Origin of the sequence: Bacillus sp. CCB-MMP212 (assembly GCF_022748145.1) — a bacterium.
Taxonomy (GTDB): domain Bacteria; phylum Bacillota; class Bacilli; order Bacillales; family Bacillaceae_G; genus Bacillus_A; species Bacillus_A cereus.
Window position 1 is genome coordinate 515,179 of the sequence record NZ_JALDQE010000001.1, and the last position, 15,588, is coordinate 530,766.

The window sequence follows — 15,588 nt, forward strand, 5'->3', positions numbered from 1 at the left end:
CCATTTTTTATTAGAACATGATAACAACTAATGGATTTTTTCTACTACTCATATATTTAATTTCTAAACTTTGATTCAATTAATATTGATTTGTTTTTCAAAAAATCTAATCGAAGGATATCAAACACTACATAAAGTTATAGAGTTCTTTATTGTGAAAGCTCACTCAGTTCTTCCCAATCTTTTCAATGCTGCTATACCTAAAGACTTACCATCAATGGGGCGTTTAACATTCTCAATCACTCCTTTATCTTTACAAAAGCATTTTTGATAGATAAACATATCATTTGATATAAGATTAAATCATTTTGAATGAATTATCAAGCCGTAAAATTTAATTTTTAAAAAATTCAGTAAAAAACTCATATGAAAATGGATTCTATCAAAGGGAGCGATAACGGAAAGATTTTTATACACACATGGATAAAACACATGACAAACTTATATATAATTGCAAGTTCAACTCTCACAAAAAACAGGATAAAAAAATAAACAGCAGAACTAGTCCACTGTTTACTTTGCCACACCTTCATGTAATTTTTCTGTATAATCCTTTACATCTTTCCAGCTATCTTTCGCTGTATGTAAATCTTCTTTTATAAACGTAAACTCTTCTGGAGAAATTCCTTTTACGTTTTGTAGTAAATTATTATATTTTGCACCTACTGTATACCATTGATTTGATATGTTTTGTAGTGCTGTAATTGCTGCATCAATTGTTTCTGTCATGTTTGTTGTTTTATTTTTTACATCAGTCAAAATTAAGACTTCTGCTTGTGCTCCTGAAATTCTATCTTTTAAATTGGCGATTTCTCTTTCTGCATTTGCGATATCTTTTTTCGCAACCGCAATCATCGGCCCACCAGCAAGACATGTTATTAGAGCTACGCAAAGTACGCCACCAGCAATGACCATATCATTACTCTTTTTAATCGAATCGTTATATGTATTTATTTGTTGCTCTAGAGCTGGAATACCAGCATTCGTACTTGCCAATATCGCTGTTAACTGATTTGTATCCTCTTTGAAACTATTTGTATCTTTCGCCATTCTATCGCGAAAAGCTTTCAAATTCCCTAATAATCCATCTACCTCATTTTGATTCTTTACAATATCCGCATACAACTTTTCTAAATCCGCTTTTAATTTTCCGCTATCCTTTTGATCAATCGCTATTAACATGTCGTTATAATACGATTGAAAAGTATTATTGTAATTTATAATATTTTGATCCGTTTTCATAATTTGAGGCTTCATATTATTTAACCAATATGCTGCATTAACTTTTGCATCTCTTTGATGCTGAATCATATTCCCTTTAAATTCACTATTAATCGAACTTATTTTACTTAAATCTGTCTCTTGCTGATTTTGAATTAATTTTGCATATGAATCCATTGCAAATATACTTGATGTTGTTTGTGCCATTACATCTTGGAATCCAGCTGGTCCAAGAGAATAGTTTTTCACATTTTCTTGTAGCACCTTTACATTTTGTTCTGCTGCAAAAGGATGTAAAGGAAATGCGTTACTCGTTGCCACCCCAGCAATCATTACCGCTAAAAGACATTTTTTATAAAAACTTTTCTGCATATTTTTCACCTATTCTCCTTATAAGGATATCAAAAGCTCCTGCTCACAACTGAACAGGAGCTTCAAATCATTCATCAACACTTAACGCTCTAACGATTCGTATTCAATTATGCTTTTTTCGTATCTACTACTTTAATATCTTCAGCATAAATCTTTTCTGCATAGTCTTTAATGTTTTTCCAGCTATCTTTCGCAATGTTTAAATCTTCTTTAATGAAAACTAGGTCGTTTGGACTAATAGAATCTACATTTTGAAGTAAAGAATTGTATTTTGATCCCATTGTGTACCATTGGTTTGAAATATTTTGTAACGCTGTAATTGCAGTATCAATTGTATTTGTTAAATACTCTGTTTGTGTTTTAATGTTCGTTAATCCTGCTACTTCTAATTGCGCAGTTGTAACTTGTCCTGTTATCTTTTGAATTTCTGCTTGTGCATTATCAAGCTCTTTCTTCGCTAATACGATTCCAGCTGTACCACCGCCTACAGCTGCTGCGCCACCTGCAATTAATGCTACTCCTAGCGGTGTTCCTGCGCCCGTAGCAATAACTACTGCACCACCGATAATTGCAATTGGTCCTAGAGCTGTCGCAACAGATGAACCGATAATAATTGCATTATATTTACTAATTGCTTCATTGTACGTTGTAATTTGATTTTGCAGAAGCGGAATTCCTGCATCTTGACTAGCTAATATAGATGTAATTTGATTTGCATCACCCTTGAAGTTTTGCGTATCCGAAGTCATTTTATTTCGGAATTTCTTCAAGTCTTCTACTAACTGATCCACTTGTGCTTTATTTTCATTAATACTACTTGATAATCTAGTTAAGCCTTTCGTAAGAGTTGCTTTATCCTTTGCATCAACTGCAGCAACTAAAGTATCATAATAGTTTTGGAATTTCGTATTGTAGTTAATGATATTTTGATTCGTTGAAATAAGCTGTGGTTTTAATACATCTAACCATTGCTTCGCATTTCCTCTCGCTGTATCTTGATGCTGAATGACTTTTCCTTTTAAAGCCGCATCAACAGATGATACATTACCAAAGTTAACATTACCTTGTTTAATAATTGTTAAAGCGTACAGATCCATTACTAAAGCATTTGAACCTGTTCTTTCCATTGCATCTTTTAAGCCTTCTGGTCCTAATGAGTATTCTTCATAGTCATTATAAGCTTTTGCTACCGCATGAACTGGAGCTTGTTTCACTGTGCTTTCAGCTGCATACGTATGGGCTGGCATAATGTTTCCTGCTGCAAATACTGCCATAAGTGCTGATAGAGCCATTACTTTATAAGGTTTTTTTGTCATTTTTCTTCTCTCCCTATATCGCTAATTATTTTTCTGTTTAATGTACTTCAACGTTTGTAACGTAATCTTCAAATTGATTTGTTTGCTTATTCATTTCATCACTTACTTTTTTAATTTGATTGAAATGTTTTTGAAGTAAACTACTGTCTGTATACGTGCCTTCTTCAACATTCTTTTGAATTTGAATCATATTATTATTTAAAACTTTCCAATCCGTTAATAACGTTTCTAAAGTTGTAATTTGACGATCAATTAATTCTGTAAAGCTATTTACTTGATCTTCAACGAATGTAATTTGAGTCGCCTCTGCTTCAGTTTGTGATAACTTTTGAATAAGTGGTAATAACTCTTTTTGCTTTTGTTGAATGCGAAGAGCTGCTTCTCTCGTTTGACTATCTGCAGCATTTACAATTTCATTACTTAAAGTACCGATAGAAACAAAATCGATTGTTTTCGTTTGTGCAGTTTGATTTGTGATTGTAAATACTTGTTTACCGATATTAATAGAACCTTTAATGATTTCTTGAGGTCTATTCAAAATAGTAGTTAGTTCAGCTTGAATTTCCCCTTGAATTCTTTTAATATCTTCTCTTAATTTCACAATATCTCCACTTGATCCTTGCAGTGTTTTTATTGCTTCATCGGCTTTAATTGATAAGTTGTTACTATCTTTGTCTAATACTGTTTTAAATCGATTTAACTCTAATAAATCTTGCTCCATACTCTCTTGGATGCTTTGTACTTGCAATTGTAATTTTCCATATGCACTTATAAAATCTACTTTTGCTTGCTGATCTTCATTTACGTTTCCTGCTAGTTCATAGAGCTTACTATAATAGCTATTAAATCTAGTGCTGTATCTCATCATTTCTTGATTTAAGTCAATTAGCTTCGGATTATATTCATCAATCCATTCTCGTACATTCGCCTTTGCAAACTTTTGATGATTCGTTAAGCTACTCATCGCATTTACCTTAATGTCTGGCTGTTGCAAAATAATTAATCCGTATGCTTGAATAAGCGGTGATTGTGATCCTAACATTCTAATTGAATTGGATAATGTATTTGGAGCAATTACATTTTGCGCATATACTGTTTTCACTTCCGTTTGCCCCTCCTTAGCGTAAGCGCTTACAGGAATGAAGCAACTCGTAGATACTGCTGTAACCAATAACCCTGTAATTAAAGTCTTTTTCACTTTAACTCCTCCTATGTATTAGCAACTATTACTATCGCATTTTATTATTCTATTTTTTTGCCCATAACTTGAGATGGTCAAAATAGAGAACGTTCTCACCACGATCCATGTATGAACCACCTCTCTCATATTGCTACAGTACTTACTTATCGTCACAAAACATTTTATTACTTTTCATATGTGTTTAGTACGAATAATATTGTATAAATTTTCTATTTCATAGAAATTCCCACATTCACATAGTGAATATATTACGTAAAAATATTATTCATTTCAAACTAAACAACATGCGTAAATATGAAATTTCATTTTGTTTTCATATATGTTTTGTACTGTAAAGTCATTTAAACACAGCTGTTTATATAACGTAAAGAAGTATTTTCATTCCCTTTATTTCCAAGCTTTCATGTCCTTATTTCAAAATATAATCCGATTCACTTTATCGATTGAAATATCTATATATCACAACAGAAAACACTACTTATAAATAACTAATAAAATTATATCAATATAACTTTTAAACCCATATGCAATTATGCATAGCATATACACAAAAAGGATAGCTTCATTTTCACGAAGCTATCCTTCAAAAATCTTCTTATTTTTTCAAATGATATGGAACTGTCGTAATAACAACATTTCTTTTATAAAGTAAATACGCACGTATGAGTAAACTGGATTGATTATGAAGAATGTTATGCCAACCTTTTTTCGGAATGAACTGTGGTATAACGACCGTAACGCGGTAATTCGATTCACTTGCCTTATATTGCACTGTATCAATGAACTTCGTTAGTGGCTGAATAATACTTCTATAATGAGAATGTAGTGTAACAAGCCTTACTTCAGGTTGCCACACCTTCCATTTCTCTTCAAATTTCTTTTCCTCTTCTCTGTCAAAAGCAACATATACAGCGATAACTTGATCTGCAGAAAGAGATTTCGCATAGTTCAATGAATTTTCTACTACATGCGTCATACCTGCTACAGGAACGACAATTACATTCCCCTCAATTGGAATAAGAGGCTCGCAAGTTTTTAAACTTAATTGATCACCCACTGCATCATAATGCTTCTTAATTCGATGGAATAAGAAGATAATAACTGGTAAGAAAATAAGAATCGACCAAACTTGTGCAAATTTAGTTAAAAAGAACATGCTCATTACGATAAAACTAATAACTGCACCAATTAAATTAACCGTTAATTTTAAAGCCCATCCTTCAGGTTTTTCACGAAGCCACTTTAATACCATCCCTGTTTGAGAAAGTGTAAATGGAATAAATACACCTACTGCATATAACGGAATTAAATGTTCTGTTTGTCCTTGGAAAGCTACAATTAAAATAATCGAAGCAACTCCAAGTATTATAATACCGTTTGAGTAACCTAGACGGTCTCCTCTAATCGTAAACATTCTCGGTATGAATTTATCTTTTGCGAGGTTAACCGCTAATAAAGGAAATGCAGAATAGCCTGTATTAGCTGCGAGAATTAATATTAAAGCTGTTGTACCTTGTATGAAATAGTACATGAAATTACGTCCAAATGTTTGTTCAGCAATTTGAGAAACAACTGTTACTTCTTTACTCGGCGTCACTCCGTAATAATAAGCTAAAAATACAATTCCTGAAAATAACACAGCAAGTAATGCACCCATTGCAAGCAATGTTTTTGCAGCATTGTTTGGCGCAGGATCTTTAAAGTTCGGAATTGCATTTGAAATTGCTTCAACACCTGTTAAAGCAGAACTACCTGATGCAAATGCTCTTAACAGTAAAAACAAACTAATACCCGCAACCGGCGTTCCGATCGGCGTGTGTAAAGTTGGTGAAACGTGACCAGTCAAAATATTATATATGCCTACACCAATTAATATAAATAGGGCTAAAACAAATAAATAAACAGGATATGCTAAAACAGAAGCTGATTCCGTTACTCCTCTTAAATTTAAGATCGTAATAAATATAACAAATATAATCGCAATGATTACATTATGTGCATGTAAACTAGGAAAAGCAGATGTTAGCGCATCTGTACCTGCAGATACACTTACCGCAACAGTTAAAATATAGTCGACTAATAAAGATCCTCCAGCAATTAAGCCTGGATTCATCCCTAAATTTTCTTTTGATACAACATACGCTCCCCCGCCATGCGGATAAGCAAAAATAATTTGACGATAAGATAAAATAAGGGCTGTCAATAATACTAATACCCCAACAGCGATCGGAATGGAATACCAATAAGCGATCGCTCCCACACCTGCTAAAGCAATTAAAATTTGTTCTGGACCGTAAGCAACTGATGACAATGCGTCAGAAGATAAAATAGCTAAAGCTTTCGTTTTATTAAGCTTTTGTTCTCCAAGCTCTGTTGATTTTAACGGTCTTCCAATTAAAAATCTTTTAATAGATGAAACCAATGCTGTCCACTCTCCAATAATTTTGTACGAACTTTTCTGCTTGTTACAGCCAGTAAACTATTTCTTCAGAAAACAAAAAATGTCTACAAGCCATAGCGAAATAGACTTGTAGACATTATTTTTTTTGTCGCACAAGCTCCACCTTCCTTCTCAATATAACGCTTACGAGGTTAGCTGTCGGATTCGGGCCTATGAGTAGCCCTACCTTTTTCAAGGATTCACCCCATCGGATTATGTACTAATCCGTAAAAACGGGTCCCCCGTACCATGCGGTTTCAGCGATTTAGAAAATTGAAACTGTGGATTATAATACTCCTTTATTTTCAAAAAGTAAACAAAAATTTTTAATAAGAAAAAAATTAAAATGATTGCGCATAATCCGCTGAGAAATATACATAATGAATATTAAAAATCCGCAAAGGAGACCCATATGTCTAAAGAAAAGAAGCCTATTTTTTCCGATTCATATTTAGATGCAGTAGCAAATGAAATTAATCAGTTATATGGTAAACGTGAACAGGAAATAAATTTGACAGATAGAACAAAAAGAAATAAATAATTTGTCATACAAAAAAATAAAAAAGATAGCAATACACTTATATATTGCTATCTTTTTTATTTTTTCATACATCTAATTCTATTACAGATTTGTTAAAGGTCATCTCTTCATACACCTTTAAATTTTGATATATAGATTCTAATAATGGTGCCGCTATAGAAAATTTCTCTGCTACATCCAGTAAATATCCTTGCAAGTGCTTCCCTTCAATAAACGAACCCTTTTCCATATCACGTTGCATTGATGACTTCATATCATACGAAATTTTATCAATCGTTTTCATATGTTCCTGGGCAATATTAGCCTTTACTGGAGCTCCTAATACTCTCATGATTTGTACAGACTCCTCAAACACATTACGGATAAAATCACGGCCGCCTTCACTTTCACGGATTGGTCCAATTGGTGCACGCATTAACGTTGTCACACCTGACATTACAGTAATAAATAAATATTTATGCCACATATCTTGCGTAATATTTTCACTTAAAACAAAACTAGATTTCGTACCTGAAAATGCTTTAGAAATATGCTTTACTCTCTCTGAATTTTGAGACTTAATTTCTCCAAACACAAGTCTGTTGGCAGCGCTAGTTTGTACAATTTCTCCTTGATCGTTTAACGTCGTCTCGATAAAGCATAAACCGCCAATTACTTTTTCTTCGCCGAATTCTTTTTGTAATAGCGATAAATGAGCGATACCATTTAACAATGGAATGATTACAGTATTTCCGCCAACAAACGGCTTCAAATCTTGAATTGCCTCGTTTAAGTGATACGCTTTTGTTGAAAATAAAATGACATCAAATGGAGAAGTTCGCTCTTCTTTCGTTATTAATTTCGGTCGGAAGGAAAAATCCCCGTTAACACTTCGGATTACAAGTCCTCTTTCCTCTAATTGTTTTTTCCGTTTACTACGAACAAGAAACGTGACATCTTCTCCCTTCTCGACTAATCTGCCACCAAAAAATCCTCCGACTCCACCAGCGCCTAATACTAAAATCCGCATACAGCATCCCCCTTTTCAAAATACAATTTTATAACTTTTAGTATACATAACATTATACATGTTCCCTGCTAAATAAGCTGAATTTTCACTCTCAATTGAGTATAAAAGAGTGGTTATTTTCAAATAAATTTGGGCATGTTGTTTCTATAGCATATATGGAAAGGACACAATGTAGATGGAGGCAATACAATCAATTGAGGAAAAAGGTGTAGCAACAGCTATATTCCAATTTATATTCCCGTTTTCGTTTAAAGCTGGATATGAACAAAATATGTTCCCTTTCTTACAAAAAAACGATTTTCGTCCTTTTCGGCTCGATCATCTCGATGATGAAAATACATATTATGGGGAGTTTAAAGTTTCACATCAAAATATGGAAGCATACTATCTTTCATTTACAAATAAAATTCTCTTTCCTCATTCAGAGCATCAAAAGGGCTTGCAACGTTATTCAAAGGACCTTAACTTAACTGGACATTTAACAACAAACCTTATTTCAATTCCATTCAAGATACACTCTATTGATGTCACACTTTGTCCTTATGAACTTGGCTTCTTAACAATTCGAACAGAAGTAAACACTGCTCCAAACATGACTTTATCTGAAGCAATCGAATTCGCTGCTCGCTTCCGTGTACTTGAAACTAAAAATGATACAAATGAGACTATTTGTATTGAATGTAACGGAAAAAAGTATTCCCAAGTTGAAAAATTCATTTTTGGTTATTTATTTCATGGTGTAACTGATTTCTTTGAAAAGAAGAGATTAAGAAGTTCATACTTTCAAACCTTCCCTTTCTTTGAAGACCAAAGAATGTACGTTCAAACTTTATTGTCACTAAAAGAAGGTATGGAACTTAATGAAGTAGATGTTTATCGTACTTCTAGTCTTTCCGGATTAACAAGTGATGGTAAACCATATGTAAGTGCAAATAACCTTCCTTACATTCATGACTATTTAAAAAAACACGCTTACCAGAGATGGGCTCCAAATCGTTATTTCATTATGGAAGAACATATTTTTACATGTGTAACAAATGAAGGAGAACGCGAAATCTCTAAACTTGCTAGTCAAATGTTCGGAGAATTTTATTACGCTTTATTATTAAACCTATTTCATAAAATTGTTTTATTAAAAATGGCAAACGCCTATGCTGAGCTAAACATTGAACAAGATACTAATGAAATAGAGAAATTAATTTATTCGATCAATTCGTTCACTGCTAATTATTTTTCTTTAGAATTAGTATCCCAATCACAAAGTGAAGATATTTTCTTTCGCTTAAGAAAACTTTTTAATATTGAGGTTCTATACTCGAACGCGAAACAAAATCTTGATAGTTTGTTTAAATATCAAGAAAATGTCGCCTCTAAAAAAGATAGCCTTTTATTATTAATTTTAACGCTCTACTCTGTAGTGGGCCAAATGTTAGGGTTTACTATGATTGACCTTTTAAGAAACACCGATTCAAACAAAATATCGTCCCCTCTTGAATTTTTCGCTCTATTAATTGCGATTAGCGGCATTGTCATTTCACTTATTTTAGGAGCCCAAAGTTTATATCAATGGGGTCTACAGCATAAACAAAGAAAAGCTTGGGTAAAACAAACGGTACTTTCTGCCGTTAAAGAGAAAGAGGATAAAAACTAAAGAAGGTTATTTTCAAATTCTTGGTGTGCTGCAGTAAGTGAAATTTTTATCAGCGATTTTCCGATTATATCAGCGCAACTCGAAATATATCAGCGATTTTTCAAATATATCGACTTACCGACAAAAAACGACAAATGACAGGACTGTATAATAAAAAAAGGGTGCTCCAAAATAAAACTTGGAGTACCCTTTTTATTATACGAATTCAGCTTACTTCCCTGCTTCGATTTTCTCTAATGCAGCAGCTACTTGCTCTTCCGTTAATTCATGTTGTATTACGTAGCGGTTACGTGGACTTACACGACATTCATGAGAACATGCACGTAAATATTTCGCTTCGTTTTCTTCAGAACATAAAATTTTCTTATTACATTCTGGATTTGAACAGTTTACATAGCGCTCACATGGTTCACCTGTAAAGTGATCTTTACCAACGATAACATGTTCTTTTTGGTTTACTGGAACAGCGATACGCTCATCAAACACGTAACATTGTCCATCCCAAAGCTCACCTTGTACTTCTGGATCTTTTCCGTACGTTACAATTCCACCGTGAAGCTGACTTACATCTTCAAAACCTTCACGAACTAACCAACCAGAGAATTTCTCACAACGAATTCCACCTGTACAGTAAGTTAAAATCTTTTTACCTTCAAGTGTTTCTTTGTTTTCTCTAATCCAATCTGGTAATTCACGGAATGATTCGATATCAGGTTTAATCGCACCTTTGAAGTGTCCTAAATCAAACTCATAATCATTTCGTGCATCAATGATAACTGTATCTTCTTGTTTCATTGCCTCATAAAAATCTTTTGGCTCTAAATACTTCCCAGTTATTTCATGTGGGTTAATGTCATCTTCTAGACGAAGTGTAACTAATTCTGGACGAGGACGTACGTGCATTTTCTTGAATGCATGCCCTTCTTCTTCATCTATTTTAAATACGATACCATCAAAACGTGGATCATTATTCATTGCTTCCATGTATTTCGCTGTTTGCTCTACAGTTCCAGAACAAGTTCCGTTAATACCTTCTTTTGCTACAAGAATTCTTCCTTTTAATTCAAGTGAATTACAAAATTCTAAATGCTCTGCAGCAAATTCTTCTGGGTTTTCAATTGTTGTGTACATGTAATATAGTAATACTCTGTATGGTTTTGTAGTTGCCAATGTATTTCTACCACCTATCTAATTTTTAAAATCATGTATAAGTTAACGTTCATATCAAAACATATATAATAAGAAAATGAATCCCATTTTCTTTTCTTTATACTATTTTCTATCAGTTAACAAAAATAAAAAACAAGATTACACATCATAACACTATGGTTATGTTGTAATCCCAATATATTATATATCATACAATTGCAATTCCATCAATTAATATGCTGTATTATCAGCTTTATGTTCACATAAATTTCAAAAACAGCCCTTTAATTCACTATGTTTCCCCATGTCACCACACCATAAACTCCCAATTCATTTTACATTATCACACCATCCATTGCATAAAGGCATATAATTTGCATTAAGGAAACTTTCGTGTTCAAATGAAATTATCACATAACATATTTAAATGTATTGAAATAATGAGTAAGAATAAATACAATAATTTCATCAAGTTAACATTTTAAAGGGGAAAACTACTATGAATAAAGATATAACAAAAGATAAACATCTCCCTTCTGAAAGTACAACTGTACAATCAGCTCACTTAGCTTTAAGTGGAGAAACAAAAGGCTGGAAAAGACTGTTACCATTTTTAGGACCCGCTTTTATCGCGTCCGTTGCTTATATTGATCCTGGCAACTTTGCTACAAATATCGCAGCTGGTTCACAATATGGATATTTACTATTATGGGTTATACTCGCTTCTAACTTAATGGCTGTATTAATCCAAACTTTATCGGCTAAATTAGGAATTGCTACAGGAAACAATTTACCCGAAATAGCTCGTGAAAACTTTCCAAAGCCTGTGTCTATCGGCTTATGGATACAAGGTGAACTAGTTATTATGGCTACAGATTTAGCGGAATTTATTGGAGCTGCATTGGGGCTTTACTTACTATTTGGAATCCCGATGCTACCTGCCGCTTTAATTACAGCAGCCGGATCATTTATTATCCTTGAATTTCAACGTAGAGGATTTCGTCCACTAGAAGCTATTATTACAGGAATGATTTTCATTGTAGTAATCGCTTTTGGGATTCAAGTTTTTTATGCAAAACCAGAATTAAGTCCCCTTCTTTCAGGACTATTTATTCCAAAATTCCAAGGTGTAGACAGTATATTACTTGCAGCAGGGATTTTAGGTGCGACAGTTATGCCGCATGCAATATACTTGCATTCTGCATTAACACAACGCCGCGTGGTCGGAACAACTGACGAACAAAAGAAAAAGATTTTTCGTTTCGAATTTATCGATATTATTATTGCAATGGTTATCGCTGGAGCAATTAATGCGAGTATGTTAATTGTTGCAGCTGCACTATTTTTTAAAAATGGTATGCATGTTGAAGATTTAGATGTTGCTTACACTCAATTTACCAACTTAGTAGGTCCTATATCAGCTGCTTTGTTTGGAATTGGTCTGTTATCAGCCGGTTTATCAAGCTCTTCTGTCGGTACAATGTCAGGCGATATTATTATGCAAGGATTCATTCGCATGCATATTCCGTTATATTTACGCCGATTTATTACAATGATTCCACCACTAGTTATTATTGCTTTAGGTGTAAATCCAACTTACGCTCTAGTTATGAGTCAAGTTGTCTTATCATTCGGTATTGCATTTGCACTTGTACCACTTATTATGTTTACAAGTAATAAAAAGATTATGGGTGCACTCGTTAACCACCGTATAACAACATTTATCGCATGGATAATTGCTGCTCTCGTTATCGTTTTAAATATCTTCTTACTGTATCAAACATTTGTAGGGTAATGAAAAAAGGGTATTCCAATTTTTATTTGGAATACCCTTTTTGGATGAAATGATTTTCTTCTAGTTACCACTTATGTATGCCCCTCTTTCCGGCATCATGACACCATTTTCAGTTCGAAAGTAAAGTGGCAATCCTTCCGCAAAAAACATACTTACCTTGGACGGATCTTGCCTTTGATGATGAATATGTAAATGCGGCTCACTTGAACTTCCTGAGTTACCGACTTGAGCAAGAAACTCTCCTTCATTTACATGTTGTCCTTCTCTCACATTAATTGATCCTTTCTTTAAATGGGCAAGAATTAAAAATGTGCCCGTTTCATCTAGTCGTAAATAAATATGATTCCCAGCCATTGACTGAAAATTATCCGATCCCGGAACTAAATCTTGTTCATCATTATTAATTGATACAACCGTCCCAGAAGCTGGTGCCATTACTTTCGCTCCATATATTCCGTAATCCTCTAACTTACTACTTTTCACTTCAGCAGGTGGAATGAGAATATCATATGCCCACCTTTCATTTGGTTTTATAACGTGATAGTTCATTTCTAACCGATCACCCCCCCAACCTATTAATGCTCGCTCATTCAAAGGAAAACGAACTACTGCTTTAGGACTCATAGATTGTATATCTGCTGGATAAGCAATTCTACCTATATTAGCAAACCAACCGACAGGCCAAGCTCCAATGATAGAAAACAGAATGATTAAAAATAGCGTTCTATCTATCCGCTTTCTAAAAATGCCTTTCCAAAAAAATATTATTACTGATCCTATCAAGAGGAAAACTGAAATAAAACTAAAAGCCTGAATACTCCACCAAACAAAAACTGATGTAACACCATTAGCTACATAAACTAAGATCCAACTTATAATTAAAAAAGAAACTATAATTACTAATAAAAATTTCTTCCACATGTCGCATCCCTGCTCTCATATCCTTTTTCTCAATGATACAAAGTAAAAATTACGACATATAAAAGAAATACTTACGACTTTCTTACTTTTTTATACTGCGGTAATTTCACAGTAAAAACTGTTTCTTTATCGTTACTACGTACAGTGATATCCCCTTGATGGAGATCGGCTATACTTTTTGAAATTGCAAGTCCTATTCCTTTCCCGCCCGTATGAGAACTACGTGATTTTTCACTACGATAAAACTTCTCAAAAATGTAAGGAAGGTCCTCTTTCGGAATGCATTGTCCAAAATTTTTAATTTCTACTTCAACATTCATTGTTCTATTGAAAATTTCAATTGCAATTTCCTTTCCATCTCTCCCGTACATAATACTATTACCTATTACATTTTCAAATAGTCTCACTATAAGTGTCACATCAACTTCTACATGTAGCACTTCATCACTTTTAATATAAAAGCTCATATTGGCATCATCTAATTGTGGTACAAAGTCAATCATGATTTGTTCAATTAATGCTTTCATATCTACTTCATCTTTATGTAATTCAATCTCTCTATAATTTATTTGACAGTATTCTAATAAATCATCTACTTGATTTTTTAATTCATAACTTTTTCGCTTTAATATACTTACATACTGTTCACATTCTTCTCCATTCGAATGAAGTTTATTTCCTAACAGGTCCGCATAACCGATTAAAGATGTTACTGGCGTTCGTAAGTCATGAGAAATATTACTAATCATTTCATTTTTCATTTCCTGTGATTTTTTTTCATTTTCAATAGACTCTTTTAAGCTTTTCGCCATTCTATTAACATTTGCCGCTAGTTCACCAATCTCGTCATTTTTCAAAATAGGTATATGTATTTCAAAATTACCGTCACTTATTTCCTTCACGTTCTTGTTAATTTGAGACAACCTTTTCATCAGTGTTTTTGTCATTAATGCAAAGTATGTTGTAGTAAAAATCAAAAAAACTATAAAATATAAAAATGAATATTTTTCCTCTAAAACATTAACCTGACTATATATATTTCCAACCAAAATTTGAAACACTATTATACTTACAGTCGCTAACAAGATGCTACATATGAATGCGATAAAAAACTTAGCTCTAATGCCTTGTAATGATTTAATCTTCAATTTTATATCCGACTCCCCAAACATTTTGTATAAACTTCGGTTCTTTTGGATTCTCTTCAATTTTATTTCTCAATCTTGCAATATGAACCATTACTGTATTATTACTTTCATAGGCTCTTTCGTTCCAAACGCTCTCATATATTTCTTCAATTGTGAACACACGATTCCTTGCAGCTGCCATTAAGTGTAAAATATCATATTCAGTTTTCGTAAGATTGATTCTTTCTCCATATAACATTACTGTTCTCGACACTTCATCTATTTCTAAACCTCTAATATTTATTTTCTTTTCCATTACTTGGGGAGCATTTTGATTGAAATATGTATACCTTCTTAATTGAGCTTTCACTCTTGCTATAAATTCAATTGTACTGAACGGCTTCACAATATAATCATCTGCCCCAGTACTAAATCCAATTACCTTATCTACATCCGATGATTTCGCGCTTAAAAACATAATTGGTAAACTATGTTTCTCTCTAATCCTTCTACAAAGTTCTATACCATCCATTTGAGGCATCATAATATCCAAAATAGCAAGTTGAATACTGTTATTATTTATTATTTCTAAAGCCTCTTCTCCGTTATGAGCACTAAAAACTTTAAAACCTTCTTGTTTTAAATTCACATTAATAAATTGAATAATATCTTTATCGTCATCTACAATTAATATCGAATTTTTTTCCATTTCCAAACCTCTTTTTTGAAATATATTCCACATCTAAGTTTATCATAAATCAAATCTACCCTTACACCTTGAATAATCTTTATTTTCAGATTAAATTATATAATAACAAATACATTCTATTTTCATGTGAAAAGGA

The 15,588-nt window shown here is 33.0% G+C and carries 12 protein-coding genes and 1 riboswitch; of the genes, 3 read left to right on the plus strand and 9 right to left on the minus strand.

Annotation, left to right across the window (positions count from 1 at the left end; all coding sequences use genetic code 11):
• Positions 1–513 precede the first annotated feature (513 nt).
• The 4 genes from nheC to MRP26_RS02650 form a co-directional block, all read right to left on the minus strand.
• Positions 514–1,593 carry a non-hemolytic enterotoxin NHE subunit C gene (gene nheC, locus MRP26_RS02635; protein WP_063246126.1) on the minus strand — a complete coding sequence of 360 codons (1,080 nt, stop codon included), beginning with the start codon at positions 1,591–1,593 and terminating at the stop codon, positions 514–516.
• A gap of 107 nt (positions 1,594–1,700) precedes the next feature.
• The gene (nheB, locus tag MRP26_RS02640; RefSeq protein WP_000162968.1) at positions 1,701–2,909 is read right to left on the minus strand and encodes a non-hemolytic enterotoxin NHE subunit B; all 1,209 of its coding nucleotides are present in this window, start codon (positions 2,907–2,909) and stop codon (positions 1,701–1,703) included.
• 37 nt (positions 2,910–2,946) lie between these two features.
• Complete coding sequence (gene nheA, locus MRP26_RS02645; RefSeq protein ID WP_242805948.1) at positions 2,947–4,107, minus strand: non-hemolytic enterotoxin NHE subunit A; 1,161 nt, start codon at positions 4,105–4,107, stop codon at positions 2,947–2,949.
• Positions 4,108–4,705: 598 nt separating this feature from the next.
• Positions 4,706–6,532 (minus strand): APC family permease, encoded by a 1,827-nt coding sequence (locus tag MRP26_RS02650; protein WP_088025339.1) that lies wholly within the window; start codon positions 6,530–6,532, stop codon positions 4,706–4,708.
• A gap of 144 nt (positions 6,533–6,676) precedes the next feature.
• A riboswitch (cyclic di-AMP (ydaO/yuaA leader) is annotated at positions 6,677–6,823 on the minus strand.
• A gap of 139 nt (positions 6,824–6,962) precedes the next feature.
• On the opposite strand from MRP26_RS02650, the gene MRP26_RS30745 reads away from it, so the two are divergent.
• Complete coding sequence (locus tag MRP26_RS30745) at positions 6,963–7,091, plus strand: hypothetical protein (RefSeq protein WP_000031873.1); 129 nt, start codon at positions 6,963–6,965, stop codon at positions 7,089–7,091.
• A 64-nt stretch (positions 7,092–7,155) separates the two neighbouring features.
• Here MRP26_RS30745 and panE read toward each other — a convergent pair whose 3' ends face one another.
• Entirely contained in the window at positions 7,156–8,100 is a 945-nt protein-coding gene (gene panE / locus MRP26_RS02655; RefSeq protein ID WP_200457935.1) for a 2-dehydropantoate 2-reductase, read from the minus strand.
• Positions 8,101–8,275: 175 nt separating this feature from the next.
• Between panE and MRP26_RS02660 the strand changes: the two genes are divergently transcribed.
• Positions 8,276–9,751, plus strand: coding sequence for a hypothetical protein (locus MRP26_RS02660; RefSeq protein ID WP_000387440.1), 1,476 nt, complete (start codon positions 8,276–8,278; stop codon positions 9,749–9,751).
• 210 nt (positions 9,752–9,961) lie between these two features.
• On the opposite strand, the gene trhO is transcribed toward MRP26_RS02660, so the two are convergent.
• Positions 9,962–10,921, minus strand: a complete 960-nt coding sequence (trhO, locus tag MRP26_RS02665) for an oxygen-dependent tRNA uridine(34) hydroxylase TrhO (RefSeq protein ID WP_242805949.1) — start codon at positions 10,919–10,921, stop codon at positions 9,962–9,964.
• Positions 10,922–11,399: 478 nt separating this feature from the next.
• Here trhO and MRP26_RS02670 point away from each other — a divergent pair, with 478 nt between their 5' ends.
• A complete protein-coding gene (locus MRP26_RS02670; RefSeq protein ID WP_001030687.1) occupies positions 11,400–12,695 on the plus strand; it encodes an Nramp family divalent metal transporter in 1,296 nt (431 codons plus the stop codon).
• Positions 12,696–12,755: 60 nt separating this feature from the next.
• Here MRP26_RS02670 and MRP26_RS02675 read toward each other — a convergent pair whose 3' ends face one another.
• The 3 genes from MRP26_RS02675 to MRP26_RS02685 all read right to left on the minus strand — a co-directional run bounded on the left by MRP26_RS02675 (position 12,756) and on the right by MRP26_RS02685 (position 15,452).
• Positions 12,756–13,616: a M23 family metallopeptidase gene (locus tag MRP26_RS02675; RefSeq protein WP_088025345.1), complete on the minus strand. Its 861-nt coding sequence runs from the start codon at positions 13,614–13,616 to the stop codon at positions 12,756–12,758.
• Between the two features lie 71 nt (positions 13,617–13,687).
• Entirely contained in the window at positions 13,688–14,788 is a 1,101-nt protein-coding gene (locus MRP26_RS02680; RefSeq protein WP_170924949.1) for a sensor histidine kinase, read from the minus strand.
• The gene (locus MRP26_RS02685) at positions 14,754–15,452 is read right to left on the minus strand and encodes a response regulator transcription factor (protein ID WP_000414517.1); all 699 of its coding nucleotides are present in this window, start codon (positions 15,450–15,452) and stop codon (positions 14,754–14,756) included. The genes MRP26_RS02680 and MRP26_RS02685 overlap by 35 nt, the downstream gene beginning before the upstream one ends.
• Between the last annotated feature and the right edge of the window lie 136 nt (positions 15,453–15,588).

What these genes read in the sequence shown, in the direction of transcription:
- nheC (WP_063246126.1), bottom strand. Translation starts at nt 1,593, where the DNA reads ATGCAGAAAAGTTTTTATAAAAAATGTCTTTTAGCGGTAATGATTGCT.
- nheB (WP_000162968.1), bottom strand. Translation starts at nt 2,909, where the DNA reads ATGACAAAAAAACCTTATAAAGTAATGGCTCTATCAGCACTTATGGCA.
- MRP26_RS30745 (WP_000031873.1), top strand. Translation starts at nt 6,963, where the DNA reads ATGTCTAAAGAAAAGAAGCCTATTTTTTCCGATTCATATTTAGATGCA.
- panE (WP_200457935.1), bottom strand. Translation starts at nt 8,100, where the DNA reads ATGCGGATTTTAGTATTAGGCGCTGGTGGAGTCGGAGGATTTTTTGGT.
- MRP26_RS02660 (WP_000387440.1), top strand. Translation starts at nt 8,276, where the DNA reads ATGGAGGCAATACAATCAATTGAGGAAAAAGGTGTAGCAACAGCTATA.
- MRP26_RS02670 (WP_001030687.1), top strand. Translation starts at nt 11,400, where the DNA reads ATGAATAAAGATATAACAAAAGATAAACATCTCCCTTCTGAAAGTACA.
- MRP26_RS02675 (WP_088025345.1), bottom strand. Translation starts at nt 13,616, where the DNA reads ATGTGGAAGAAATTTTTATTAGTAATTATAGTTTCTTTTTTAATTATA.
- MRP26_RS02680 (WP_170924949.1), bottom strand. Translation starts at nt 14,788, where the DNA reads ATGTTTGGGGAGTCGGATATAAAATTGAAGATTAAATCATTACAAGGC.
- MRP26_RS02685 (WP_000414517.1), bottom strand. Translation starts at nt 15,452, where the DNA reads ATGGAAAAAAATTCGATATTAATTGTAGATGACGATAAAGATATTATT.